This is a genomic window from Mycobacterium sp. NGS56 (assembly GCF_059812425.1).
This window is the reverse complement of record NZ_JCALCQ010000001.1, coordinates 291,939-315,167: the sequence shown is the minus strand read 5'-3', so window position 1 is coordinate 315,167 and position 23,229 is coordinate 291,939. Positions and strand designations below refer to the sequence as shown.

General features: G+C 66.1%; 23 protein-coding genes. 13 read left to right on the top strand and 10 right to left on the bottom strand.

What is annotated here, in order from left to right; all coding sequences use genetic code 11:
* The first annotated feature begins 300 nt into the window (after positions 1 to 300).
* From AC5Y4F_RS01470 to AC5Y4F_RS01460, 3 genes are all read left to right on the top strand, one after another.
* Positions 301 to 1,452, top strand: a complete 1,152-nt coding sequence (locus AC5Y4F_RS01470) for a metallophosphoesterase family protein (RefSeq protein ID WP_067939170.1) — start codon at positions 301 to 303, stop codon at positions 1,450 to 1,452.
* Positions 1,449 to 4,070: an AAA family ATPase gene (locus AC5Y4F_RS01465; protein WP_499994760.1), complete on the top strand. Its 2,622-nt coding sequence runs from the start codon at positions 1,449 to 1,451 to the stop codon at positions 4,068 to 4,070. The genes AC5Y4F_RS01470 and AC5Y4F_RS01465 overlap by 4 nt, the downstream gene beginning before the upstream one ends.
* A 95-nt stretch (positions 4,071 to 4,165) precedes the next feature.
* Positions 4,166 to 5,407 carry an alpha/beta hydrolase gene (locus AC5Y4F_RS01460; protein WP_499994758.1) on the top strand — a complete coding sequence of 414 codons (1,242 nt, stop codon included), beginning with the start codon at positions 4,166 to 4,168 and terminating at the stop codon, positions 5,405 to 5,407.
* Here AC5Y4F_RS01460 and AC5Y4F_RS01455 read toward each other — a convergent pair.
* Genes AC5Y4F_RS01455 through AC5Y4F_RS01440 form a run of 4 tightly spaced genes read right to left on the bottom strand, consistent with a single transcriptional unit; the run spans position 5,394 to position 10,813 of the window.
* A complete protein-coding gene (locus AC5Y4F_RS01455) occupies positions 5,394 to 7,088 on the bottom strand; it encodes an ABC transporter family substrate-binding protein (protein WP_499994756.1) in 1,695 nt (564 codons plus the stop codon). The genes AC5Y4F_RS01460 and AC5Y4F_RS01455 overlap by 14 nt on opposite strands.
* A complete protein-coding gene (locus tag AC5Y4F_RS01450; protein WP_499994754.1) occupies positions 7,081 to 8,916 on the bottom strand; it encodes a dipeptide ABC transporter ATP-binding protein in 1,836 nt (611 codons plus the stop codon). Before AC5Y4F_RS01450 ends, AC5Y4F_RS01455 begins: the two co-directional genes overlap by 8 nt.
* Positions 8,916 to 9,839 (bottom strand): ABC transporter permease, encoded by a 924-nt coding sequence (locus tag AC5Y4F_RS01445; RefSeq protein ID WP_067939183.1) that lies wholly within the window; start codon positions 9,837 to 9,839, stop codon positions 8,916 to 8,918. The genes AC5Y4F_RS01450 and AC5Y4F_RS01445 overlap by 1 nt, the downstream gene beginning before the upstream one ends.
* Entirely contained in the window at positions 9,836 to 10,813 is a 978-nt protein-coding gene (locus tag AC5Y4F_RS01440) for an ABC transporter permease (protein ID WP_499994751.1), read from the bottom strand. The genes AC5Y4F_RS01445 and AC5Y4F_RS01440 overlap by 4 nt, the downstream gene beginning before the upstream one ends.
* Before the next feature lie 212 nt (positions 10,814 to 11,025).
* Between AC5Y4F_RS01440 and AC5Y4F_RS01435 the strand changes: the two genes are divergently transcribed.
* Entirely contained in the window at positions 11,026 to 11,517 is a 492-nt protein-coding gene (locus tag AC5Y4F_RS01435; RefSeq protein ID WP_067939187.1) for a beta-class carbonic anhydrase, read from the top strand.
* A gap of 79 nt (positions 11,518 to 11,596) precedes the next feature.
* Here the strand turns inward: AC5Y4F_RS01435 and AC5Y4F_RS01430 are convergent, their stop codons facing one another.
* On the bottom strand, positions 11,597 to 12,034 hold the full coding sequence (locus AC5Y4F_RS01430) for a PaaI family thioesterase (RefSeq protein WP_067939188.1): 438 nt from the start codon (positions 12,032 to 12,034) through the stop codon (positions 11,597 to 11,599).
* 198 nt (positions 12,035 to 12,232) lie between these two features.
* Here AC5Y4F_RS01430 and cysD point away from each other — a divergent pair, with 198 nt between their 5' ends.
* Genes cysD through AC5Y4F_RS01415 form a run of 3 tightly spaced genes read left to right on the top strand, consistent with a single transcriptional unit; the run spans position 12,233 to position 15,546 of the window.
* Positions 12,233 to 13,162 (top strand): sulfate adenylyltransferase subunit CysD, encoded by a 930-nt coding sequence (gene cysD / locus AC5Y4F_RS01425; protein WP_499994749.1) that lies wholly within the window; start codon positions 12,233 to 12,235, stop codon positions 13,160 to 13,162.
* Positions 13,162 to 15,003 carry an adenylyl-sulfate kinase gene (gene cysC, locus AC5Y4F_RS01420; RefSeq protein ID WP_499994747.1) on the top strand — a complete coding sequence of 614 codons (1,842 nt, stop codon included), beginning with the start codon at positions 13,162 to 13,164 and terminating at the stop codon, positions 15,001 to 15,003. Before cysD ends, cysC begins: the two co-directional genes overlap by 1 nt.
* Positions 15,004 to 15,060: 57 nt before the next feature.
* The gene (locus AC5Y4F_RS01415) at positions 15,061 to 15,546 is read left to right on the top strand and encodes an Rrf2 family transcriptional regulator (RefSeq protein ID WP_067939197.1); all 486 of its coding nucleotides are present in this window, start codon (positions 15,061 to 15,063) and stop codon (positions 15,544 to 15,546) included.
* A gap of 17 nt (positions 15,547 to 15,563) precedes the next feature.
* Here AC5Y4F_RS01415 and AC5Y4F_RS01410 read toward each other — a convergent pair whose 3' ends face one another.
* The gene (locus AC5Y4F_RS01410) at positions 15,564 to 15,953 is read right to left on the bottom strand and encodes a VOC family protein (RefSeq protein WP_067939200.1); all 390 of its coding nucleotides are present in this window, start codon (positions 15,951 to 15,953) and stop codon (positions 15,564 to 15,566) included.
* A gap of 46 nt (positions 15,954 to 15,999) precedes the next feature.
* Positions 16,000 to 16,413 carry a VOC family protein gene (locus AC5Y4F_RS01405; RefSeq protein ID WP_067939578.1) on the bottom strand — a complete coding sequence of 138 codons (414 nt, stop codon included), beginning with the start codon at positions 16,411 to 16,413 and terminating at the stop codon, positions 16,000 to 16,002.
* Between the two features lie 66 nt (positions 16,414 to 16,479).
* Here AC5Y4F_RS01405 and AC5Y4F_RS01400 point away from each other — a divergent pair, with 66 nt between their 5' ends.
* Positions 16,480 to 17,358, top strand: coding sequence for an LLM class flavin-dependent oxidoreductase (locus AC5Y4F_RS01400; protein WP_499995741.1), 879 nt, complete (start codon positions 16,480 to 16,482; stop codon positions 17,356 to 17,358).
* 34 nt (positions 17,359 to 17,392) lie between these two features.
* On the opposite strand, the gene AC5Y4F_RS01395 is transcribed toward AC5Y4F_RS01400, so the two are convergent.
* Complete coding sequence (locus tag AC5Y4F_RS01395; protein WP_499994743.1) at positions 17,393 to 19,120, bottom strand: NAD-binding protein; 1,728 nt, start codon at positions 19,118 to 19,120, stop codon at positions 17,393 to 17,395.
* Between the two features lie 186 nt (positions 19,121 to 19,306).
* Here AC5Y4F_RS01395 and AC5Y4F_RS01390 point away from each other — a divergent pair, with 186 nt between their 5' ends.
* Together AC5Y4F_RS01390 and AC5Y4F_RS01385 are read left to right on the top strand one after the other, a co-directional pair.
* On the top strand, positions 19,307 to 19,717 hold the full coding sequence (locus tag AC5Y4F_RS01390) for a sensor domain-containing protein (protein WP_067939207.1): 411 nt from the start codon (positions 19,307 to 19,309) through the stop codon (positions 19,715 to 19,717).
* On the top strand, positions 19,701 to 19,943 hold the full coding sequence (locus tag AC5Y4F_RS01385) for a hypothetical protein (RefSeq protein WP_067939211.1): 243 nt from the start codon (positions 19,701 to 19,703) through the stop codon (positions 19,941 to 19,943). Before AC5Y4F_RS01390 ends, AC5Y4F_RS01385 begins: the two co-directional genes overlap by 17 nt.
* A 38-nt stretch (positions 19,944 to 19,981) precedes the next feature.
* Here AC5Y4F_RS01385 and AC5Y4F_RS01380 read toward each other — a convergent pair whose 3' ends face one another.
* Positions 19,982 to 20,353: a nuclear transport factor 2 family protein gene (locus tag AC5Y4F_RS01380; protein WP_067939214.1), complete on the bottom strand. Its 372-nt coding sequence runs from the start codon at positions 20,351 to 20,353 to the stop codon at positions 19,982 to 19,984.
* Positions 20,354 to 20,387: 34 nt separating this feature from the next.
* Here AC5Y4F_RS01380 and AC5Y4F_RS01375 point away from each other — a divergent pair, with 34 nt between their 5' ends.
* Entirely contained in the window at positions 20,388 to 20,954 is a 567-nt protein-coding gene (locus AC5Y4F_RS01375) for an NUDIX domain-containing protein (RefSeq protein WP_067939217.1), read from the top strand.
* 75 nt (positions 20,955 to 21,029) lie between these two features.
* Positions 21,030 to 21,539, top strand: a complete 510-nt coding sequence (locus AC5Y4F_RS01370; RefSeq protein WP_499994740.1) for an Rv2253 family sensor-like surface protein — start codon at positions 21,030 to 21,032, stop codon at positions 21,537 to 21,539.
* A 66-nt stretch (positions 21,540 to 21,605) separates the two neighbouring features.
* Here AC5Y4F_RS01370 and AC5Y4F_RS01365 read toward each other — a convergent pair whose 3' ends face one another.
* Positions 21,606 to 22,292, bottom strand: coding sequence for a VldE C-terminal domain-containing protein (locus tag AC5Y4F_RS01365; RefSeq protein WP_067939583.1), 687 nt, complete (start codon positions 22,290 to 22,292; stop codon positions 21,606 to 21,608).
* Positions 22,293 to 22,379: 87 nt separating this feature from the next.
* On the opposite strand from AC5Y4F_RS01365, the gene AC5Y4F_RS01360 reads away from it, so the two are divergent.
* A complete protein-coding gene (locus AC5Y4F_RS01360; RefSeq protein WP_067939586.1) occupies positions 22,380 to 22,880 on the top strand; it encodes a nitroreductase family deazaflavin-dependent oxidoreductase in 501 nt (166 codons plus the stop codon).
* Positions 22,881 to 23,229 lie beyond the last annotated feature (349 nt).

Here is a 23,229-nt window from a genome sequence, read left to right as displayed (position 1 = left end):
CCGTCGGGTACGGACGCAGCTGAATCGTCACCGTACCCGAACGCTGATTGAGGCAGGTCGACACGACGCGCCGGCCGCCTCGCGTCGCGCGCCGTCCCCATGGTCCCGCTCGCTGCGCTTGCCGCGTCGGCGACTGGGCTGAGGATTGGGGCGACGCAGATAACGCTGGCACCCGCTGGTGGATCACTTGTCGGATTTCTCAGACCTAGACGTGCCGGTGGAGGTCCCGCTTGTTGTCGGTGCGCAGACCTAAACTCGCGATGCCCTGGTAAACACGCACTTCGCTAGGAGGTCGCCGGCATGCGATTCCTGCACACAGCCGACTGGCAGTTGGGCATGACCAGGCACTTCCTCGCTGGTGACGCGCAGCCCCGTTATTCGGCGGCGCGCCGCGACGCGGTTGCCGGTCTGGGCGTGTTGGCGGCAGAAGTCGGCGCCGAGTTTGTCGTCGTGTCGGGTGATGTCTTCGAACACAATCAGCTTCCGCCCAACGTGGTCGGGCAATCCCTGGAAGCCATGCGCGCCATCGGGATTCCGGTGTACCTGTTGCCCGGCAACCACGATCCTCTGGACGCCGCATCGGTGTACACCAGCGCGCTGTTCGCCGGCGAACGTCCCGACAACGTCGTGGTGCTCGATCGGGGCGGTGTGCATCAGGTCCGTCCCGGGGTCCAGATCGTGGCCGCGCCGTGGCGGTCAAAGGTGCCGACCACCGACCTGGTCGCCGACGTCCTCGACGACCTGACCGCGGGTGTCAGCACCCGGATCCTCGTCGCACACGGCGGTGTCGACGTCCTGGATCCCGATCGGGACAAGCCCTCCTTGATCCGGCTCGCCAAGGTCGACGACGCGCTGAGCCGCGGCGCGGTGCACTATGTGGCGCTGGGGGATAAGCACTCGCTCACCCAGGTCGGTGACACCGGCCGGGTGTGGTACTCCGGTTCCCCGGAAGTGACCAACTTCGACGATGTGGAATCCGACCCCGGTCATGTCCTGATCGTCGACATCGACGAGGCCGACCCGCAGCGGGCGGTCGTCGTGACGCCACGGCACGTCGGAAGCTGGCGGTTCGTCACGATGCACCGGCAGGTCGACACCAGCCGCGACATCGCCGATCTCGACATGAACCTGGATCTGATCACCGAAAAGGATCGAACCGTGGTGCGTCTGGGGCTGACCGGTTCGTTGACGGTCACCGACCGCGCCGCGCTGGATGCCTGCCTGGACAAATACGCGCGGCTGTTCGCCTGGCTGGGCCTGTGGGAACGTCGCACCGACCTGGCGGTGATCCCGGCTGACGGCGAATTCAGCGACCTCGGTATCGGAGGTTTCGCCGCCGCGGCGGTCGAGGAACTGATGGCCACCGCGCGCGAGGAGGGCTGCGCGACCGCCGCGGATGCGCAGGCGGCGCTGGCGCTTCTGCTGCGCCTTACCGACCGGGGCGTGGCGTGAAACTGCACCGGCTGACCCTGACCAACTATCGCGGCATTTCGCACCGCGAAATCGAATTCCCCGACCATGGCGTGGTGGTGGTGTGCGGCGCTAACGAGATCGGCAAGTCGTCGATGATAGAGGCCCTGGATCTGCTCCTGGAAGCCCGCGACCGCTCGACGAAGAAGGAAGTCAAGCAGGTCAAGCCCACCCACAGTGACGTGGGTTCGGAGGTATCCGCGGAAATCAGCTGCGGCCCTTACCGTTTCGTCTACCGGAAGCGCTTTCACAAGAAATGCGAGACGGAGCTGACGGTGGTCCGGCCGTGCCGCGAACAACTGACCGGCGACGAAGCCCACGAACGGGTCCGGGCGATGCTGGCCGAGACGGTGGACAGCGACCTGTGGCACGCCCAGCGGGTGCTGCAGGCGACGTCGACCGCCGCGGTGGATTTGTCCGGGTGCGACGCGCTCTCGCGGGCGCTCGATGTGGCCGCCGGAGACAGCGGGGGGCTATGCGGCACGGAACCTTTGCTGATTGAACGCATCGACGCCGAATACGGGCGTTACTTCACCCCAACCGGACGGCCGACGGGCGAGTGGGCGGCCGCCATAACCCGGCTGGCCGACGCCGAGGCGACGGTCGCCGAGTGCGCGGCGGCCGTTGCCGAGGTCGACGATCGGGTGGCTCGTCATGCCGTGTTGACCGAGCAGGTGGCCGACCTCTCCCAGCGCCGGATCGCCGCCGGACCGCGGGTTACCGCCGCGCAGGAAGCCGCCGACAAAATCGCAGCGCTGACCGCGCAGCGGCGAGAAGCTCAACTTGTCGCCGAGGCAGCTGCCGCCACCGTCGCGGCGGCCAACGGCGCCCACACAGCACGCCGGCAACTGCTCACCGAGATCGACACCCGGGCCGGTGCCGTAGCCGAAATGCAAACGCAGGCACTGGAAGCCGCGGCTGCCCAAGCCGCCGCTTGCGCGGAGGCCGAAACAGCCGGCGCCGCCCTGCAACAGGCCACCGAGACTCTCGCCGAGCTGGAACGCCGCACGGAAGTTGCTCGGCGCACGGTCGACCAACTCACCACCCGCGAAGAGGCCGACCGGCTGACCGCGCGGTTGGCCAAGATCGAGGCCATCGAGCGAGAACGCGAGCGGATTAGCGCTGAGCTCAGCGTCATCGCCGTCACCGAGGCAGCGCTCCGGCGAATCGAGGACGCCGCGGCCGCGGTCGACCGCACCGGGGACCAGCTGGCACTGACCTCGACGGCCATCGAATTCAGCGCCGCCGCAGACATTCAACTGGTCGTCGCCGACCAGCAGATCTCCTTGCCGGCCGGGCAAAGCTGGTCGATCACCGCAGCCGGGCCTACCGCGGTGGAGGTTCCCGGCGTTCTGACCGCCAGGGTCACCCCGGGTGCGACCACACTGGACATTCACGCCAAACATGCTGCAGCACAAGAAGAGTTTGCGGCGGCGCTGGCCGCCGGTGACGTGGCCGACCTTGCCGCAGCACGGTCCGCCGATCAGCATCGCCGCGAGCTGCACAGCACCCGCGATCAGCTCACGGCGACTCTGGCCGGCCTGCATGGTGACGAACAGGTCGACGAGCTGCGGTCGCGGCTGGCGCAGCTGCACGCCGAAGAACTCGCCGGGGCCGAACCTGTTTTCGTGGATATCGGCGCTGCCCGTGCCGAACTCGCCGCGGTCCTCCAGGCCCGAGCGGCCGCATCAAGCGAATGCCAGGCCCGTCGTCAGGCCGCTGCCGCCGCCGCGACCGGGCTCGCCGAGTTGGCCACGCGGGCAACGGTTCTGCAAAACGCCTTGGAGACTCGGCGCGCCGAGCTGGACGCGGCTGCCGCCCGGCTGGCGGCCGAGCGCGCGTCGGCCGAGGATGACGAACTCGCGGCCGCGTCGGTCGCAGCGTTGGCTGCGTCTCAGGCAGCGCAACAACGAGTCGCCGAGCTCACCGACGCCTTGGCCGCGGCATCACCGGATGCGGTCGCCTTCGAGTTGACCGATGCCAAGAAGGAAGCCGACACGCTGCGTGAGCGCTACGAAGAAGCCAGCCGGGCGTTGCGTGAGGTCACCATCGAACTCTCGGTGTTCGGCACCGAGGGACGCCAGGGCAAGCTCGACGCCGCGGAAACAGAACGCGAGCACGCCGCCACCGAACACGGCCAGGTGGGCGGCCGCGCGCGGGCGGCGCAGCTGTTGCGCTCGGTCATGACGCGCCATCGTGACACCACTCGGCGGCGTTACGTTGAGCCCTACCGAGCGGAACTGCAGCGGCTTGGCCGCCCGGTATTCGGCCCGAGTTTCGAGGTCGATATCGACAGCGACTTATGCATCCGCAGCCGCACGATCAACGGCATTACGGTGCCATACGAATCATTGTCGGGTGGCGCGAAGGAGCAACTCGGCATCTTGGCGCGGTTGGCCGGCGCGGCCCTGGTCGCTAAGGAGGACGCCGTCCCGGTCGTGGTCGACGACGCGCTCGGTTTCACCGACCCGGAGCGGTTGACCAAGATGGGCGAGTTGTTCGACACCGTGGGGACCCACGGACAGGTAATCGTGCTCACCTGTAGCCCCGAGCGTTACAACGGTGTCAAGGGCGCACACCGCATCGTTCTCAGCGCCTAGCCCTGGCGGCCGCCGATAGCCGACCACTGGTCAGCCAGATTTGCTGCCGGCTGGTCGCCTTGCCTGCAGAATGGGACCATGGCGGGCCGACGCTGATGACGATGAACGGGAAACGCAGCCGAATACAGGAGAGACTGGCGAAACTGCCGGGGGTACGGCCCGTGCGCCGGCCCATCTCCCCGCACAGCGCCGAAGAGTTCGATCTGTACTACGTTCGCTCGGGACGCAAGTCCACCCATCCGCTGGTCATCATCCCCGGCGGGCCGGGAGTCGCCTCCGTGCAGATGTACAAGGGGCTGCGGCGGCGGGCCGCGGCGGCCGGCCTCGACGTCATCATGATCGAGCACCGCGGGGTAGGAATGTCGCGCCACGACGATTCGGGCGCCGATCTGCCGCCGCAATCGATGACCGTCAACCAGGTGGTCGACGATGTGGCCGCGGTGCTCGACGACGCTCAAGCCGAGTCGGCCGTCATCTACGGGGCCTCGTATGGCACCTACATCGCGGCGGGCGTCGGGGTGCGCCATCCGCACCGGGTTCGCGGCATGGTGCTCGATTCACCCCTGTTGTCCCGCCACGACATCGTTATCGTGCGCCGCGCGATCCGCCGGCTGTTGCTGAAGGGTGACAGCCCCGAAACCGCCTCAGTAGCACCGAAAATGCGCAAACTCGTCGACGCCGGCGTCATGAATGCCACGGCGACCCAGGTCGTCGCGACAATCTACGGGTATGGCGGAACAGACCTGCTCGAGCGTCAACTCGACCTGCTGCTTGACGAACGAAAGTTGTTGTGGTGGGCGCTGTCCCGATTTATTACCCTGAGCAACCTGCCATACCGTTACGAGGAAGACTTGGTGAGCCGCATTGCGTTCCGTGAACTCGACTACGCGGCCGAACCTGATGGCCTACCGCTCGATCCCGCGATCGCCGAAAGTAGAGCACGCACCCAACGTGTGACTTTCGAGGACGAGCCCTACGACCTGGCGGCCGAGATGCCGAATTTCGACTGGCCCACCGCGGTGGTTTCTGGAGGTCGTGACCTGATCACCCCGCCGGCCGTCGCGCACCGTGTCGCGTCGCTGCTGCCGAATGCGGTGCTGTTGAGCTTGCCGAGCATGGCACACAGCGCGCTGGATTTTCGTGAGCCCGTGGCGCTCGCCACGGCGGACGCGGTTCGGCGGGGCGACCTGGAGGGCCTCGCCGCACAGGCATCGGCGCTGGACGCGCTGCCGCCGCGTCCGGAGGTGCGGCTGCTGTGGAAGGCACTCGCAGCGGCGGCCATCGTCGAGGGGGCCCTGCCGATTCCGAGTCGGCTACCGCGGCTCAACGCCGCGTGAAACCGATTGCGGTGTAGTCGAGGTCGGCGAGGCCGGTTGCTCCGAAATTGGCCAGCGAGCTGCGCACCGCGACGTCACCGGGTGACTGGATCAGTGGAAGGCTGAATCCCTCCGCCCAGATCATCTTGTCCAAATCGTTGGCCAACGCTTGCGCCTTGGCCGGATCGAGCTCTTCCAGCGTGCTTTCGATGGCGGCATCGATCTGCCCACTGCCGATCTTGCCGAAATTGCTTTCTCCGTCGGACTTGTAGATCTGGGTCAGCGACGAGAGCGGGAAAGCGTCTCCGAGCCAACCGAATTGCGCCATATCAAAATCTCCGACGTTGATGTAGTTGGTGAAGAAGCCGTTGCCCGACCGCGAGACGAGCTCGAGTTTGACGCCGATCTGGGCGAGGCTGTGCTGGGCGATCTGCGCGAACTGCCGGCTGCCCTGCGCGTCGTAAAACAGATCGCGGATGACCAGCTGCCGGCCGTTCTTCTCTCTGAATTGTCCGGCCCGCTTCCAGCCGAGCGCGTCAAGCTCTCGGCCGGCGGCGGCCGGGTCGTAGGGCAGCACCGAGCCGTTGTCCTGGTAGCCCTGCTGCCCGGCGACGTAGATGTGGTTGCCCAGCGCGGCCGGATCGTTGGTGAGGCCGTACTGGACGACCCTGGCGATGGTCTGCCGATCGATCCCCTTGGCTACCGCGACACGTAACGCCCGGTCGGCCAGGATCGAGCCCGGGGCGCCATTGAACGTGATGTGCGACCACGCCGGGGCGGGGGCGCGCCGTATCGAGATCCCCTTGGTGCGCCGCGCGATGGTCAGCTGGTCGATCGTGCTGACCCCGGTGGCGTCGATCGTGTTGTTCTGCAACGCCGGAAGCCGCGCGGTGTCGTCGAGCACCAGGTAGGTGATGCTGTCCAGGCGGGGCCTGGCGCCCCACCATTTCGGGTTGCGGCTCAACACGATCCGCTGTGTGGTCCGGTCCAGCGACGAGACGACGAACGGGCCGGCCGAGGGACCCGGCCCCTGCAGCTGGCCCTTGTTGAACGCCTCGGGGGTGGCCGTCATGCTCTTGGGCAGCAGCATTCCGTTGCCGGCGAACATGCCCCGCCATTCGGCGTAAGGCTTCGCGAAGGTCATGATGGCCTGGCGATCGTCGACACCGCGAGTCACCGACGCGACGCGGTCGGCGCCGCCGGGCCCGGCGATCTCGAAGGTCTTGTCGGCGCCGCTCAGGGCGTGGATCTGGCTGGCGATGTCCTCCCAGGTGATCGGCGTGCCGTCGGACCACGCCGCCCGGGGATTGATGGTGTACGTAACCACCTGCGGCGCAGTGCCGGTGAGCTCGACGTTGGTGAAGTAGTCGTGGTCGACCGCCGTCGAGCCGTCCGGTCCGATGACAAAGGCCCGCGGCAGGGTGGCCTTGATCATCGCGGAGACGTCGGCCGAATTGCCATCGATGTGCAGGATGTTGAAGTTCGGCGGAAACTCTGTCAGCGCGAGTCGCAGGTTGCCGCCATCCTGCAGGGTGGCCGGGTCGTGAGGGTTGACGTCGCTCGTCGAGCCGACCTGCGCGTTATGGCCGGTTTCGGGGATCAACTCGGCGGCCGGCGAACAGCCCGGGAGAACCAGCGCGACCGCGAAGAACAGCGACCCGACGCGGGTGCCCGTGGCCGCTTTGACCGCCCGGCTAGACACGTCCGCCCGGATCTGGTCGTGGCACCGCGCTGAGCAGTCGTCGGGTGTATTCGTGTTGCGGATCGGCGAAGACTTGTCGGCTGTCGCCCTGCTCCACGATGGCGCCGGAATACATCACGACGACCTGGTGCGCCAGGTGTTTTACCACCGAAAGATCATGGGAGACAAACAGATAGGATAGGTTCAACCGCTCTTGCAGGTCGAGCAGCAGGTTGATGATTCCGGCCTGGATGGACACGTCGAGCGCGGAAACCGGTTCGTCGAGCGCCAGGATCTTCGGTTGCAGTGCCAGAGCGCGAGCGATGCCGATGCGCTGCTTTTGCCCACCGGAGAACTCTGCGGGGTAGCGGACTGCGTCGGCGCGGCGCAGTCCCACGATGTCGAGCAGCTCGGCGACGCGGTTGTTGGTGTGGCTCTTGTCGAATCCGTTGGCCCGCAGGGGCTCAGCGAGCAGATCAAACACCGGTAGCCGCGGGTCCAGCGAGGCGACCGGGTCCTGAAACACGACCTGAATGTCGCGCCGCAGCGATCGCCTGCTCGCACCGTTCAGCGCGGTGACATCGGTGCCCAGCACTTCGATTGAACCCGATTGGGGCCTGGTGAGTTCCAAGATCTCGTTCAGGGTGGTCGACTTGCCCGAACCGGACTCGCCGACGATGCCCAGGGTGCGGCCCTGCCGCAATTCGAAACTGACACCGTCGACAGCGCGAACTTCACCGGCGCTGCGGCGCAACAAGCCTTTGGTCAGCCGGTAGGTCTTGGTCAGGTCACGCACCCGGACGACGACCGAGGTGCCTGCGAATTCGGGTTGGCGGGATTCGGTGCTCACCCCGTAGATGTCCGCGGCGCTTCGCCCGTCGACCTCATCGGTGCGGATGCACGCCACCCGGTGATCGGCGCCCACGGAAAGCAATTTCGGCTCCTCGAGCCGACATTCGTCGATGGCCAGCGGGCAGCGCGGAGCGAAGGGGCAACCGGGGTCCAGGGCCGCCAGTGATGGCGGCGCACCCGGGATCGGCACCAACCGGGTGCCCTGGGCGGCGTCGAGCCTCGGGACCGAGCCCAGCAGCCCGACGGTGTAGGGCATCCGGCGGCCTCGGTAAAGGGTTCTCACGTCAGCGGATTCGACAACTCGCCCGGCATACATCACCAGCGCGCGGTCGGCGAACTCAGCGACCACGCCGAGGTCGTGCGTGATGATGAGCACTCCGGCGCCGGTGATGTCACGCGCCGTTTTGAGCACCTCGAGGATCTGCGCCTGCACCGTGACATCCAGCGCGGTGGTGGGCTCGTCGCAGATCAACAAGTCGGGGTCGTTGGCGATGGCGATCGCGATGACCACCCGCTGTCGTTCGCCGCCGGACAGCTCATGCGGAAAAGCGCGGGCGCGTCGCTCCGGCTGCGCGATTCCCACCAGCTCGAGCAATTCCACCGCTCGTCGGCGGGCGGCCTTTTTGCCCACTCGAGTCTGGTGGATCTGAATCGCTTCGGCGATCTGGTCGCCGACGGTGTAGACGGGCGTCAGGGCCGACATCGGATCCTGGAATACCATGCCGACCGTCTTGCCGCGGAATCGCGACATCGCGTCGTCGCCAAGGCCCAGCAGTTCGGTGCCGTGCAACCGCACCGACCCGCACACGCGCGCGTACTCGGGCAACAGGCCGATGGCCGCCATCGCCGAAACGGACTTGCCAGAACCGGATTCGCCGACCATGGCGACGACTTCGCCGGGTTCGATGCGGTAGCTGACACCGCGGACCGCGGTCACCGGGGCGCCGCCCGTCGGGAAGGTGACCGCCAAGTCGGTCACCTCGAGCAGCGCGCTCATCACCCACCACCGCCCAGCACCGCGCTGCCCGGATCGAACGCATCCCGCAGGCCGTCGCCGGTGACGTTCGCGCACACCAGGATCAGCACCAGCACGCCCGCGGGAAACAGAAACACCCAGGGAAAGGTGGTCGCCGACTGGGTGCCGTTGGAGATCAACGTCCCCAGCGACACGTCCGGTGGCTGAATGCCGAAACCGAGGAAACTCAGGCCGGTTTCGGCCAGGATGGCCGAGGCGACGTTGAGAGTGGCGTCGATGATCAGGATGGACGCCACGTTCGGCACCACGTGACCGACGATGATGCGGCGGCTGGAGACCCCCATATACCTTGCGGCCCGGATGAATTCGCGCTCACCTAAACTCATGGTCATGCCGCGCACCATGCGCGAGCTGACCATCCAGCCGAATCCGGCGAGCAGCAGGACCAGCATCAAGACGTTGGACGAGGTCTTGAGTCGCGGCGTGACGATGGCGATGAGGATGAAGCTGGGCACCACCAGCAGCAGATCGACTACCCACATCAGCGCGCGGTCGCGCCAGCCACCGAAATAGCCTGCGATCGACCCGACGGTGGCGGCGATGCCGGTGGAGATGACCGCGACGCAGACACCGATCAGCATCGACTTCTGCATCCCACGCAGGATTTGTGCCAGCAGGTCTTGACCCAGCGCGTTGGTGCCCAGCCAGTGGCGCGCGTTCGGCGGCTGCAGCAGTGCGGTGAAATCGAGGTCTTCGTAGGAATAGGGCAGGACCGCGGGCAGGGCGTAGCAGCCGGCGAACAGCAACACCAACAACGTCAGCGATGCCACAGCGAACCGGTTGCGGGCGAACCTCCGCAGCACCAAGGTGCGGCGTGAGGTGAAGACCGCGCTTTCTTGGCCCGAAAACCCTTGGGCGGCAGCGATATTTGCCTCAGACGTCATGACACCCGCACCCGGGGGTCGAGTGCCGCGTAAAACAGGTCGGACAACAGGCCGGCCAGCAGTACCACCGCGCCGGAGAACAAGGTGATCGCCGCGATGATGTTGGTGTCCTGCGTCGTGATGCCCTGCACCAGCCATTCACCCATGCCGTGCCAGCCGAAGATCTTCTCCACGAACACCGCGCCGGTGACCAGGCCGGCCACGCCATAGGCGAACAGGGTGGCCAGCGGGATCAGTGCGGTGCGCAGCCCGTGCTTGACCAGCGCCCGGCGGCGGGTGAGCCCTTTGGCACGCGCCGTCCGGATGAAGTCCTGGCCGAGGACGTCCAGCATCGCGTTGCGCTGGTAACGGCTGTATCCAGCCGCTGCGGTCAGCGCCAGGGTCAGTGACGGCAATATCAGATGCCGTAACCGGTCGAGCAGCTGCGCGCCGGTCCCACCGGTCACCCCCGGTGAGGTCTCTCCGGTGTAGTCGAAGATGTTGATGCCCACGGCCCAGTTCACCCGCAGCGCGCCAAGGATCAGCAGGCTGGCGATCACGAATGTCGGCGTGCTGAGAATTAGCAGCGCCACCGCGGTGACCACGCGATCGCTGAGTCGATATTGGCGAATGGCGCCCCATGCCCCGGCCGCTACGCCAAGCACGGTGCCCACCAGCGAACCGATGACCAGCAGGCGCACGGTTACCCCGATGCGGCGCCACAGCGTCGTTCCGACGGGCTGCCCGGTGACGGTCTTGCCGAAGTCGCCGCGCACGGCATGCGACACCCAATGCGCGTAGCGGATCGGTATCGGCTCGTCCAAGCCGAGCGTGTGGGCCCTGGCGTCGATCACGGCTTGTGGCGGGCGGGGGTTGCGCTGCAACAGGCTGTCCAGTGGCTTGAAGGCTACCGACGTCAGGCAGAACGTCAGAAACGATGCCAGCGCCAGCAGCACAACGTAGTTGAGCAACCGGCGTGCAAGAAACCGAGTCATGCCCGTCCGCACACCCCACGTCGCATTGGGACAGGCTATCGAGCCGGCAGTGAAGCGTCGCGCGTTGCGGTTGCCCGGCGCAATCGCTCGCCTTCGGATCGGGTTGATTCTCACGCGTGAATCGCGTGTGATCGATTGTTAGGATCCACCGCGGTGCCGGGTCGTCTAGCAACGCAGCACGGTTCGGGCCGGACATTGTCTAGGAGGCTTGTGTGACGGTTACCGATGAATACCTGGCCAACAACTCGGATTATGCGAGCACCTTCGAGGGCCCCCTGCCGATGCCGCCGGCCAAACACGTCGCGGTCGTTGCATGCATGGATGCCCGGCTCGACGTCTACCGCCTCCTCGGGCTCAACGAGGGAGAGGCCCACGTCATCCGCAACGCCGGGGGAGTCGTCACCGACGACGTTGTCCGCTCGCTGGCCATCAGCCAGCGCTTGCTGGGGACGCGGGAGATCATCCTGATCCACCACACCGATTGCGGCATGCTCACCTTTACCGATGACGACTTCAAGCGCAGCATCCAGGAGGAGACCGGGATCAAACCGCCGTGGGCGCCCGAGGCGTTCGGCGACATTGCCGAGGATGTCCGGCAATCGCTGCGCCGCATCGAGGGCAGCCCGTTCGTCACCAAGCACGTCTCGCTGCGCGGATTCATCTTCGATGTGGCCACCGGCAAGCTCGACGAAGTCACGCTTTAGCTCGGCATTGACACGGCCCGCTTAACGGGTGAGGAGGAGCCGGCAACGGCCTGGCTCGGCGAGAGTTGTCCGGGCGTTCTCAACCCACCTTGTAGGTTGCCAGCGCTTTGGCCACCAGCGTGCCCTGTGGGTCGACGATCTCGGCCTCGCAGTTGACCAACGACCGGCCGCGCCGCAGCACCCGGCCGACCCCGATCAAGTCGGTGGCCCGGGCGGGTGCCATGAAGTCCAGGGTGATCGACACCGTCACGCCCCGCAGCTCGGGCGGAGCCTCCGCACCGCACCACGCCGCAGCCATGACGGTGAGATCGGCGAGTGTGGCGATGGCGCCGCCATGGACCATGTCGCCGATGGTCACGTTGGACGGGTCCCAGGGCAGCCGCAGCCGCACTTCGTCTGCTGCGAGCCGGTCAGCGACGATGCCCAGCTTGACGACGAACGGGGATTGGGGGAGGAACTGCGCGATGACGTCGCGACCGCTCGGCGCGGACGGGAGAGGTTCGGGGGAGGCAGCCATTCGTCCATGTTTTCGCACCCCCGGCAGCCGTGAAAGGGCGGCCGCGACTCTTGGCGCGATGTGTCCGGTGGCGGGCTCGCGCGCCGCGCGGTCAGGCGACCGCGGTTCGTGCGGTTGACAGCGCGGGGGCGAGCTGGTCTTATAGCTGTCTAAGATAGTAAATATGGTCAAATCGACCAGGATTTAGCAAAGGGAGCTATGCCCAGTGAGCTCAAGGTGGCCCCCGCCGCCGGACAGTACGAACTGAGTCATCTGCGCTCGCTGGAGGCCGAGGCGATCCACATCATCCGCGAGGTGGCCGCGGAGTTCGAGCGGCCGGTGCTGCTGTTCTCCGGCGGCAAGGATTCCATCGTCATGCTGCACCTGGCGCTGCGGGCGTTTCGCCCCGGTCGGCTGCCCTTCCCGGTGATGCACGTCGACACCGGGCACAACTTCGACGAGGTGATCGCGACCCGCGACGAGTTGGTGGCCGAGCACGGTGTGCGCTTGGTGGTCGCCTCGGTCCAGGAGGACATCGACGCCGGGCGCGTCGTCGAGCCGCGCCAGGGGCGCAACTCGATTCAGACCGTGACGCTGCTGCGGGCCATCGGGGAGAACAAGTTCGACGCCGCGTTCGGGGGAGCGCGCCGCGACGAAGAGAAGGCCCGCGCCAAGGAACGCGTGTTCAGCTTCCGCGACGAGTTCGGTCAGTGGGATCCGAAGGCCCAGCGCCCCGAGCTGTGGAACCTCTACAACGGCCGCCATCACAAAGGTGAGCACATCCGCGTGTTCCCGCTGTCCAACTGGACCGAATTCGACATCTGGTCCTACATCGGCGCCGAGAACATCGCGCTGCCGTCGATCTATTACGCGCATCAGCGCAAGGTGTTTCGCCGCGACGGCATGCTGCTGGCTGTCGACCGCAACATGCAGCCACGTGCCGACGAGCCGGTGTTCGAAACAATGGTGCGTTTCCGCACCGTCGGGGACGTCACGTGCACCGGGTGCGTGGAATCCCAGGCCGCCACGGTGGACCAGGTCATCGCTGAGACCGCGGTGTCGCGGCTGACCGAACGCGGGGCCACCCGGGCTGACGACCGGATCTCGGAGGCCGGCATGGAAGACCGCAAGCGGCAGGGATACTTCTGATGACAACGCTGTTGCGCCTGGCGACCGCGGGTTCGGTCGACGACGGCAAGTCCACCCTGATCGGTCGCCTGCTGTATGACTCCAAGGCCGTCATGGAAGACCAGTGGGCGGCGGTGGAACAGACGTCCAAGGACCGTGGACACGACTACACCGATCTCGCGTTGGTGACCGACGGCCTGCGGGCGGAGCGCGAACAGGGCATCACGATCGACGTCGCCTACCGCTACTTCGCCACTCCCAAGCGGAAATTCATCATCGCCGACACCCCGGGCCACATCCAATACACACGCAACATGGTGACCGGCGCATCGACCGCCCAGCTGGTGATCGTGCTGGTCGACGCGCGGCACGGCTTGCTCGAACAGTCCCGCCGGCACGCCTTTTTGGCCTCCCTGCTTGGCATCCGGCACATCGTGCTCGCGGTCAACAAGATGGACCTGATCGGCTGGGACAGAGACAAATTCGAAGCGATCCGGGACGAATTCCACGCCTTCGCCGCGCGCCTGGACGTGCACGACGTGGCCACCATCCCCCTTTCTGCGCTGCACGGCGACAACGTGGTGAGCAAGTCGGAGCAGACCCCCTGGTACGAGGGGCCGGCGTTGCTGTCGCACCTCGAAGAGGTGTACATCGCGGGGGACCGCAACCTGGTCGACGTCCGGTTCCCGGTCCAGTACGTCATCCGCCCGCACACTCGCGAGCACCAGGATCACCGCAGCTACGCGGGTAGCGTCGCCAGCGGGGTCATGCGTCCCGGCGACGAAGTGGTGGTGCTGCCGGTCGGCAAACGCACCCGCATCACTGCGATCGATGGGCCGAATGGTCCGGTGGCAGAAGCCTTCCCACCGATGGCGGTTTCGCTGACCCTGGCCGACGAGATCGACATCTCGCGGGGCGATTTGATCGCGCGCACCCACAATCAGCCCCGGGTCGCGCACGAGTTCGATGCGACGGTGTGCTGGATGGCCGACAATGCGGCTTTGGAACCCGGCCGTGGCTACGTCATCAAGCACACCACGCGAACCACGCACGCCAGGGTGACGGCGCTCGACTACCGGCTGGACGTCAACACGCTGCACCGCGACAAGACGGCAACGGCGTTGCAGCTCAATGAACTCGGCCGCATCTCGTTGCGCACCCAGGTGCCGCTGCTGCTCGACGAGTACACCCGCAACCCCAGCACCGGTTCGTTCATCCTCATCGACCCGAACACCAACGCAACGGTGGCGGCCGGCATGGTGTTGCGCGATGCTTCGGCACAGACCGCGAGCCCGAACACGGTGCGGCACAAATCATCCACCATCGCCGAGGCACGGCCTCGGGGCAGGACGGTGTGGTTCACCGGCCTGTCTGGCTCCGGCAAGTCGTCGGTGGCCATGCTGGTCGAGCAGAAGCTGCTCGAAAAGGGAGCGCCCGCTTACGTTCTCGACGGTGACAATTTGCGGCATGGCTTGAACGCCGACTTGGGCTTCAGCATGGCCGACCGGGCTGAAAACCTGCGCAGGCTGGCGCATGTGGCGGCGTTGCTGGCCGACTGCGGCAGCGTCGTGCTGGTGCCGGCGATCAGTCCGCTGGCCGGGCAACGTGAACTCGCCCGCAATGTGCACGCCGACGCCGGCTTCGACTTCATCGAGGTCTTCTGTGACACCCCGCTCGAGGAATGCGAAAGACGCGATCCCAAGGGTTTGTACGCCAAGGCGCGCGCCGGGGAGATCAGCCAGTTCACCGGTATCGACAGCCCGTATCAGCCGCCGCTGCGCCCCGATCTTCGGCTCACCCCGGACGAGACCGTCGACGATCAGGCGCAGCGGGTCGTCGACCTGCTCGATTCACTCGGATAGGCGCCGCATCAGCCAGGCTGCACCGAAATTGTGTCGCTGGATGGCACAATCCTGTAAGTGCGCATGTCGGCGAAAGCGGAGTATGCCGTGCGGGCGATGATTCAGCTCGCCACGGTTCCCGACGGAACCCTGGTCAAGACGGACGATTTGGCCCACGCCCAGGGCATTCCGCCGCAATTTCTCGTCGACATTCTGACCAACCTACGCACTGACCGGCTGGTGCGAAGCCATCGCGGTCGCGAAGGTGGCTACGAATTGGCCCGCTCCGGGAAAGACATCAGCATTGCCGACGTGCTGCGCTGTATCGACGGACCGCTGGCCAGTGTGCGTGACATCGGGCTGGGCGATTTGCCGTACTCGGGACCGACGGCGGCGCTCACCGACGTCTGGCGGGCGTTGCGGGCCAGCATGCGGTCGGTGTTGGAGGAAACCACGCTGGCCGACGTCGCCACGGGTGGCCTGCCGAAGCATGTCGTGCAGCTGGCCGACGACTATCGCGAGCAGGAAAGCCGCCGGCACGGCGCCGCGCGCAGCGGCGACTAGGCGCAGCGGTTGCTCGCTCAGCCCGCCGATCCATACGGGCTGGTGAGAATCTCCATGGCATGGCCGGACGGATCCGGGAAATAGACTCCCCGCCCGCCGTGGTTGTGGTTGATCTCGCCGGGGCGCGTCGCGCCCGGATCGGCCCAGTGCTGCAGACCGCGTGACCGCATCCTGTCGTAGATGGCGTCGAACTCCTGCTCGGAGACCAAGAACGCGTAGTGCTGCCGGGGGATATCCGCGCCCTCGGGTGCATCCGCGTAGTCGAGGCTTGCACCGTGCTCGAGCTCGACAACCATGAAGTGGCCGAAGGGCTTTGGGCTGGGCAGCCCGAAGAGCTCGGCGAGAAACTCGGCGGATTCGTGTTTGTCGCGTGACGCGACGATGGTGTGGTTGAAACTGATGGCCATAGTTCTTTCCAGTCAACCACTCCGATGCCGGCTCGACAACGCTGCGCTACTTCGGCGCGGTTAGCTCCAGGGCGATGTTGTCCGGGTCGCGGAACTCCAGGATGTAGGACGGCCCGATGTCCTTGACCGGCTCGTGGACGACGCCAAGTTCATCGAGATGCGCTGCCGCCGAATCTAATTCATCCTTGCTGCCGAGTCGGAAGGCGATGTGGTCCAGCCCGACACGGTCTTCATCGAAGCGGTCAGCGGCGACCGGCCGCAGCCCGAGCAGGGTGCCGCCGAGGTCGTAGATGACGCCGCCGTACAGAAAGCTCAACTGATTACGGGCAGCTTCGCTGGCGTTGTCGGGGACCTCCAGCAGCACCGGCCAACCGAACACGCTCTCGTAGAACTGGCGCGACCGCTCGATATCGGTCACGGTCAGTCGGACATGTGCGATGGAACTACTCGTGAACGCCATTCGGTCCATGGTTCCACTGAAAGGCCGCATGTTAAACATGCCAGAATCGCCGTCGTGCAGATTGCGATGACGATGCCGGTGATGGAGCCGGATCTGGACGCCACGGTGCTCGAGACGTGGGCGCGCGCCATCGACGAGGGCCCGTTCTCGTCGTTGTGCTGGGGCGAGCGGATCGCCTTCGATAATCCGGACAACCTGACATTGCTGGGAGCGCTGGCCGCCTGGACCAACCGGGTGCGGCTGCTGACGACCGTCATCGTGCCGCAGCTGCACGATCCCGTCATGCTCGCCAAGGGTCTGGCGACCGGCGATCTGCTCAGCGGCGGCCGGTTGACCGTGGGCATAGGGGTCGGCGGCCGGCACGAGGACTACCACGCCGTGGGTGCCGATCCGGCGACACAGACGATGCGCGGCATGGCCGAACGCGTAGCTGTGATGAAGCGCGTTTGGGCGGGGGAGAAGACCTCCGAATCGGTGCTGCCCGTCGGGCCGGCGCCGGTCCAGCCCGGCGGTCCGCCGCTGTTCGTCGGAAGCATCGGACCCAAAACCATCCGCAGTGCGGCCGAGTGGGCCGACGGGCTGGCCGGCACCACCCTCGACCTTGACGTCGCCAAGCAGAACGAGCTGTTCGACGTCACCCGAGAAGCCTGGGCCCAGGCCGGCAAGCCCCAACCCCACTTGATCACTTCGTTCTGGTTCGCGTTCGGAACGTCCGAGGCGTCTCGCGGCCAGATCCACCGTCATCTGCGGCGCTACATGAACTGGATTCCGGCGGAATACGTCGATGCGATGGCGCCGCTGACGGGCTGGGCCGGCAACGAAGACGAGCTCGTGGACGTGTTGCGCAGGTTCGAGGCGATCGGCACCGACGAAGTTCAGCTCATTCCGACGAGCTCGGATGTCGATCAGCTTCGTCGCGCCGCGGACGTGGCAGCGCGGCTGTAGTCTCCGGTCGCCCCGCTGTCCGAACCGGCGTGCCTCAGGTCGCCGCCTTATCGGTCCGGTGCTCGTCGGTGACGGCGGACTCCTGCGACGGCTGTCCCTTGCGCAGCGTCTCCAGCAGCTCGCGGTACGGCCCCACCAGGTAGACGGTGTCGCCGCCACGAAGCCACGCGTCCCGCCGCGGGTGCAGCTCGACGGGCGCATCCCGGCGAGTGATGGCGACGACACGAGTCTGGGTGGACAGCTCGAACATCCGCAGCCCGTCGAGTTCGCTACCCGCCGCCACATGCATGGCGCCGACCATGAACGAACGCTGCCCGACCGAGAACGTCCCCAGCACCTGCAGACCCATCGCGGCACCGATGAACCAGGGCGCGGCTAGGTCGACAGTCGATCGAACGTTCTCGAAACCGAATCGCTTGGCCACGGCCTCGCCGAGGGTGCGGTCATAGATCCGCAGCACGATCGGGACGTCGGGCCGGTTGACCTCAGGCATCACCCGGGGGCCGAGCATCTCGCGCAGCACAATTCCGGTCTCGATGTTGACCATGTCGTCCTGAGTCAGCACCGCTACGGCGCGGGCGCGGTCGACGCGGGCTGCCTCCAGCGTCTGGCGCAGTGTTGCATCCCCGAAGATCACCGGCACGTCCAGTTCGTCCGCGGTCGACAGAAATCGGTTGTTCTCGTCACGCTCGATCACCGCGACGTCGTATCCGGCAGCGGTCAGGTCACCGACGACGCGGCTGCCGAACGAGCCCAGGCCGACCACGATGATGTGGTCGCGCAAATGGCGTGCCCGGCGGACCCCGGCCGACTGCAGGAAGCGGCGCGACAGCAGCAAGTCCGCCAGGAACGCGACGAGCAGTGCGGTGGTCGTCACGCCGGCGAACATCAAGCCGACGGCGAATATCCGCAACCACGCCGATTGTTGTGCGAAGCCGAATTCGCCATAGCCCACGGTGGTGATGGTCTCCGCGGTGAAATACAGGGCGTCCAGCCAGGACAGCCGCGGCTTCGTATAGGAGGTGTGCACCACAATCGTCGACGCGAGCAGCAGGCTGAGCGCGAGCAGAATGGCCGGGAAAATCATGGGATTGACGTCATCGCGCATCGCCCGCGCGGCGTCCGAAATTCGCCGCATCCACGACTGGCGAGAGCGTGTCGCGCTCGGGCGGGGCGTTTTTATCCCGCGAGCGGCCAGCTCATCGGCGCTGCCGATCATGGCCGTCCAGTCTCCGGCACGCACCGGATGGTCTCGTCCCGGACATGGCACCACTTCGTCGGGCGCAGCGGAGTTCTCGCCGTGAATCACGGCTACCGGTGCCAGGTCGCCGTAGATCTCGCGGAGGGTCGCGTCGCGCGGTGCCTCGGCCCCCGACACCAGGAATTTGATTCCGGCCGCCTCGACCGGGTGCGTGTGGCTGGATAGGCAGGCCTCGACGACCGACGGCGCCGCGAGGTCGGCGACGTCCAGAATGGCTCCCGGACCGTTGTCGTCGGCCACCGCGGCGCGCAGCACGTCGTTACCCAGGCGGGCGACCACGCGCACATGGGGATTCGTTTTCCTTGCCAGCAAGGCGATTTCGAGATTCTTCGCGTCATCGGCCCCCGCGCACACGATCGCGCTTGCGCGGCCAAGGTCGGCACCGGTGAGCTCCTCGCTGTGCAGCTTGATGATCGTGGCGCCCGCGCGGTTCAGTTCCTCGGCGATTGTGGTCGCGAGCGCGTCGTCACCGCTGACGATGATGTGGCGGCGTGTGCTCATTCGCGTTCCGCCGCGACGGCCGCCTCGCAATCGCGGCCGTTCCCGCGTGGTGAGTCATCACGCATAAATCCCACCTCTGATGACATTGGCGCTCACTTGCTGCTACGACTATCGGGCACTATGCCGGTTGACGCCAGCGCGACATGTCCTCAAACGCGAAGACGGTTGGCGAGTGGGTCTCGCCGAGTGCCCTCGCTCGCGCCGCCCGAACCGTCGGTGACGCCCGACGGGCTCCAGTCGCTGGTGCTCACCGGGAAAGATGTTGACGGCCTCACCAGGACGCCTGGCATGTACGTCAACAAGACATGGACCCAGACGCACGAGCTGCAACACGATGACAGCTTTGATCCTCCGGAGTGCACCGACGCGGTATTCAACGGCTTGACGGCGTCCCATCGCGGCAGCGGCTACCGTGCCATCTACGGCGTGGATCTGGGGCGACACACCAATGGTTTCCCGCATGGCGTTTCGGAGTTCGTCGCGACATTCGACAATGCCGCGGCCGCAAGAAGTTTCGTCGCTGGCGCCATCAATCAGCAACAGCTGCGCCGGAAGGCAGTTGACGTACTCGCACGGCGGCATGTCCGGCATCTATGACGTTGAAACCCCGGTGCAAACCGGCCCGATGACATCGGTGCGCAGCACCCCGGGGACCGTGCAGGACAAGGGGCGGACCACCGACGTCGGCGGCCAGCACACCAGCGCACTGCGGGCCCTGGCGGCCAAGTCGAACGCCGTGGTCGACATCGAGGTCATCGGCGGCGATCTCGGCGACGACGCCACCATGCTCGTGCAGAGCATCCGTGGTCGGATTCCGAGTTAAGTTGTCGATCAACAAACTTGGCGACGTCTTCGGCCGATTCACACGGCCTGAACGTCCGCGGGTGACCAGAAGGCTCGCATCGACGCGATCTTGGCGTCCGCGTCGAACGACATCGTCGAGATCGGCGAGATCCGGGTACGGGTATCACCGGCGTCGAGCGTCAGATGCCAGAAAAAGGCGGCTTCGCTGCCGGAGATCCGCAATTCGGCCAGTTCGGTGTCCTTCTTCGCGTCTTGGAATCCCGCGTAAAACTCGCGGATGGCATTGTGACCGCGGCGAATGTCGGATCCGATCGGATCTTCGATCGTGGCGTCGGCGGCGTAGAGGGTCACGATCTCGTCGGCGGTGCCCGTGGCCACCAGCGCGAGGTAGCGATTGACGGTTTCGGTGATGGCTTCCGGGGACGGCATAGGTTTGGACGCTACTCCCCACCGCCGTCACCGAATGAGTGATGGCATTCGCGGCAATACTGGCGTCGTGACTTTCATCGAACGCCTCGCGAGCCGTGAAATTTACCGGAACCCTTGGATGGTGCTGCGAGAGGATGACATCCGCCGCCCGGACGGCAGCGTCGGTATTTACAGCGTCGTCGACAAACCGGCCTATGCGCTCGTCATGCCGTACGACGGCCAGCGCTTCCGGTTGGTCGAGCAGTTTCGTTATCCCCTCGACGAGCGGCGCTGGGAGTTTCCGCAAGGCACGGCTCCCGATCTGGCCGACGCGGAACCCGCCGAGCTGGCCGAACGCGAGTTGCGTGAGGAAACCGGATTGCGCGCAACGTCCTTCGAAACGCTCGGCCGGCTCGACGTCGCCCCGGGAATGACCAGTCAACGCGGCTGGGTTTTCTTGGCCACGGGTATCGCCGAAGGAGAAGCCGACCGCGAGCACGAGGAGCAGGACATGCGCAGCGCGTGGTTTTCGCGCGACGAGGTCGAGCAGATGATCCGCGGGGGAGACATCGTCGACGCGCAGTCGGTTGCGGCCTACGGGTTGTTTCTTCTGCGAGTGTGATGAATCCCGCGACGACACCGCGATCGTGTCCGCGCCGAGATCACGCCGCGTCATCGAACGCCCAGCATTGACCCAATGCGGCCGCGGGTTCGGGTGGTAACAGTGCTCGCTGCCGTCGCCGCGTTGCTCGTCGGGGCGCCCGGAATGTGTGCAAATGCGGTGCCACCCTCGTGGAACGGCAAATACTCACTGGTGAGGTACGCGGCGAGTAAATCCGGCAGCAGCGTCGCGGCCACGCAGGCCGAACCGACCTTCAGCGCGGATTACGTCTTCACCACCGCATGTTCCTCGGGCACGTGCGTGGCCACCGCCACCAACGGCCCAACGCCGAAGAATCCGACGCTGCCCCAGCCTTCGCGCTACACCTGGGACGGAGCCAAGTGGGTCGAGCGGTTCGACTTCCAATGGGATTGCTACATGGGCGAGGGTCTTTCGAAAGTGTGGGCGCCCGCGAGGTCGTGGGCCTTTTATGCACCGCAGCCCGACGGGTCACTGCGCGGGACCTGGCACACAGACATCCACGGCGGTCCCTGCCAGGGGAGCGTCGAAATGCCGGTCGCGGCGTTCGCCGCCGGGTCAGCATGACGTCGACCCCTGCCGCGGCGCCGCATGGCACGGCCGAGCGAGATCAGCGGGGTAATAACTTGCGGATCAGTCCCGCGGCGTAGGGGTCATCGAGGCGATGTAATAGGTTTCGTGCCCGTTCGGGTAGCCGCCGCCGCCGGTGGCAATGTGAACATGGTCGTAATGGTCTGCGGTCTCTGAGCCCAGGTCCGCCATCCAGTTGCCCCCGCCGACGCCCGGATAGATCTTCTGCCGCCAGATCACGTGGTTGATGCCCCATCGTTTCGCGTTCGCCAAGGCGTAGCCGGCGATCTGGTTGCCGAGTTCGATGCCCTCGGCGCTGTGGTAGTTCGGGATCATCACGTCGATCGCCAGCCCGTTGGGATGCCACGGCAGCGCGTCCTCGCGGTATCCGCCGATTGTCTTGATCTGAGGGAAGAGCACGCTGATGACGCGCGCCGCCCAAATCGTCTTGACCTGCAACCGTTCCTCGGACGCGACGCCGCGAGGCAATGCGAGCTGAAATTGCTGACCCGCAGAAGGGGCGGGCGGGGCCAGCGCCATCAATGCTTCCACCTCGGCCTGGCTGGCGGCCCGCGCCGCGCCGGCAGGTGGTGGAGCCGCGGCGGCGCTGGTCGTGGGGGCCGCCTCGGGGGTCTCGACACAGCACCGCGTCGTGGTGCCCTGCGCGTGGATCATCGCGGCGGAGACGACGAGCGAAGCCGCTACCGCGAGCCATCGGCCCCGGCCGTTAGCGAACACTTTCACGCCCACGACCAGCAGCTTAATGTCGTTTGTGACGCGTGGGGTGCGTTTTCCGATTGCTTGTTCACGACCGGGCGTGGGGACCACAATGACACCATGCCTGGGCGATCGTTTGACGACGCGAATGCCTTCCATCGGGCGATGCGCCGCTTCGCCTCCACGACCGTAGGGGTGGCGCTTCTTCGTCCGACCGCGCACCACCTCGACCGCCTCATCACCAAGGCCACCGGTGGTAGGCGCAGCTTCGCAGAGGTCGCGACCGGGGTCCCCGTGGTCATGCTCACCACCACGGGCGCCAAATCGGGTCAACCACGCACCGTCGCCGTTTACGGCATCCCGCACCCGGACGGCGTGGGCCTCATCGCGTCCAACTTCGGCGGTACCAAGCATCCGGCCTGGTACCACAATTTGAAAGCGAACCCGGAAGCGACGGTCACCATCGGCCGCGATACCTGGCGTGCCACCGCGCGGCTCGCGACGCCACGGGAGCGCGACGAGATCTGGGCCAAAGGTGTGGCGCTGTATCCCGGCTGGCGAAAGTACGAAGTGCGGGCCGGAGATCGACACATTGAGGCTTTCGTGCTGGCACGACGCTGAACCGACCCGCACCGGCGGGCGGTGATATCCCTCACGCCGGAAACCGAATCGTCCGCCTACGGCAGAGCTTCGGCGGGCCGCGATCCATATACCGCAACACCGCGTCATCTAGGGCGAAGAGGGGCACTGACATGGCGTCCTAGTGCCGGTTTTTTGCGCTGGCAGCTGTGTCTTGACTGGTCGGCCGACTACTCCCCGGTTGGGGACCTTTATACGCGTGTCTAAGAAGCATTCCAAATAAGTCACGAAGAAAACACGACCGGCGAGTCTGGCGATTGATGTCTTTACAGTTGGCCAATGACCGTTACGAAAATAGCGATGATCAGTGCTGTCGCGTTCGCGAACGTGA

What these genes read in the sequence shown, in the direction of transcription:
- AC5Y4F_RS01470 (WP_067939170.1), top strand. Translation starts at nt 301, where the DNA reads ATGCGATTCCTGCACACAGCCGACTGGCAGTTGGGCATGACCAGGCAC.
- AC5Y4F_RS01460 (WP_499994758.1), top strand. Translation starts at nt 4,166, where the DNA reads ATGACGATGAACGGGAAACGCAGCCGAATACAGGAGAGACTGGCGAAA.
- AC5Y4F_RS01450 (WP_499994754.1), bottom strand. Translation starts at nt 8,916, where the DNA reads ATGAGCGCGCTGCTCGAGGTGACCGACTTGGCGGTCACCTTCCCGACG.
- AC5Y4F_RS01445 (WP_067939183.1), bottom strand. Translation starts at nt 9,839, where the DNA reads ATGACGTCTGAGGCAAATATCGCTGCCGCCCAAGGGTTTTCGGGCCAA.
- AC5Y4F_RS01440 (WP_499994751.1), bottom strand. Translation starts at nt 10,813, where the DNA reads ATGACTCGGTTTCTTGCACGCCGGTTGCTCAACTACGTTGTGCTGCTG.
- AC5Y4F_RS01430 (WP_067939188.1), bottom strand. Translation starts at nt 12,034, where the DNA reads ATGGCTGCCTCCCCCGAACCTCTCCCGTCCGCGCCGAGCGGTCGCGAC.
- cysD (WP_499994749.1), top strand. Translation starts at nt 12,233, where the DNA reads ATGCCCAGTGAGCTCAAGGTGGCCCCCGCCGCCGGACAGTACGAACTG.
- cysC (WP_499994747.1), top strand. Translation starts at nt 13,162, where the DNA reads ATGACAACGCTGTTGCGCCTGGCGACCGCGGGTTCGGTCGACGACGGC.
- AC5Y4F_RS01410 (WP_067939200.1), bottom strand. Translation starts at nt 15,953, where the DNA reads ATGGCCATCAGTTTCAACCACACCATCGTCGCGTCACGCGACAAACAC.
- AC5Y4F_RS01405 (WP_067939578.1), bottom strand. Translation starts at nt 16,413, where the DNA reads ATGGCGTTCACGAGTAGTTCCATCGCACATGTCCGACTGACCGTGACC.
- AC5Y4F_RS01400 (WP_499995741.1), top strand. Translation starts at nt 16,480, where the DNA reads ATGACGATGCCGGTGATGGAGCCGGATCTGGACGCCACGGTGCTCGAG.
- AC5Y4F_RS01395 (WP_499994743.1), bottom strand. Translation starts at nt 19,120, where the DNA reads ATGAGCACACGCCGCCACATCATCGTCAGCGGTGACGACGCGCTCGCG.
- AC5Y4F_RS01385 (WP_067939211.1), top strand. Translation starts at nt 19,701, where the DNA reads ATGTCCGGCATCTATGACGTTGAAACCCCGGTGCAAACCGGCCCGATG.
- AC5Y4F_RS01380 (WP_067939214.1), bottom strand. Translation starts at nt 20,353, where the DNA reads ATGCCGTCCCCGGAAGCCATCACCGAAACCGTCAATCGCTACCTCGCG.
- AC5Y4F_RS01375 (WP_067939217.1), top strand. Translation starts at nt 20,388, where the DNA reads ATGAGTGATGGCATTCGCGGCAATACTGGCGTCGTGACTTTCATCGAA.
- AC5Y4F_RS01370 (WP_499994740.1), top strand. Translation starts at nt 21,030, where the DNA reads ATGCGGCCGCGGGTTCGGGTGGTAACAGTGCTCGCTGCCGTCGCCGCG.
- AC5Y4F_RS01360 (WP_067939586.1), top strand. Translation starts at nt 22,380, where the DNA reads ATGCCTGGGCGATCGTTTGACGACGCGAATGCCTTCCATCGGGCGATG.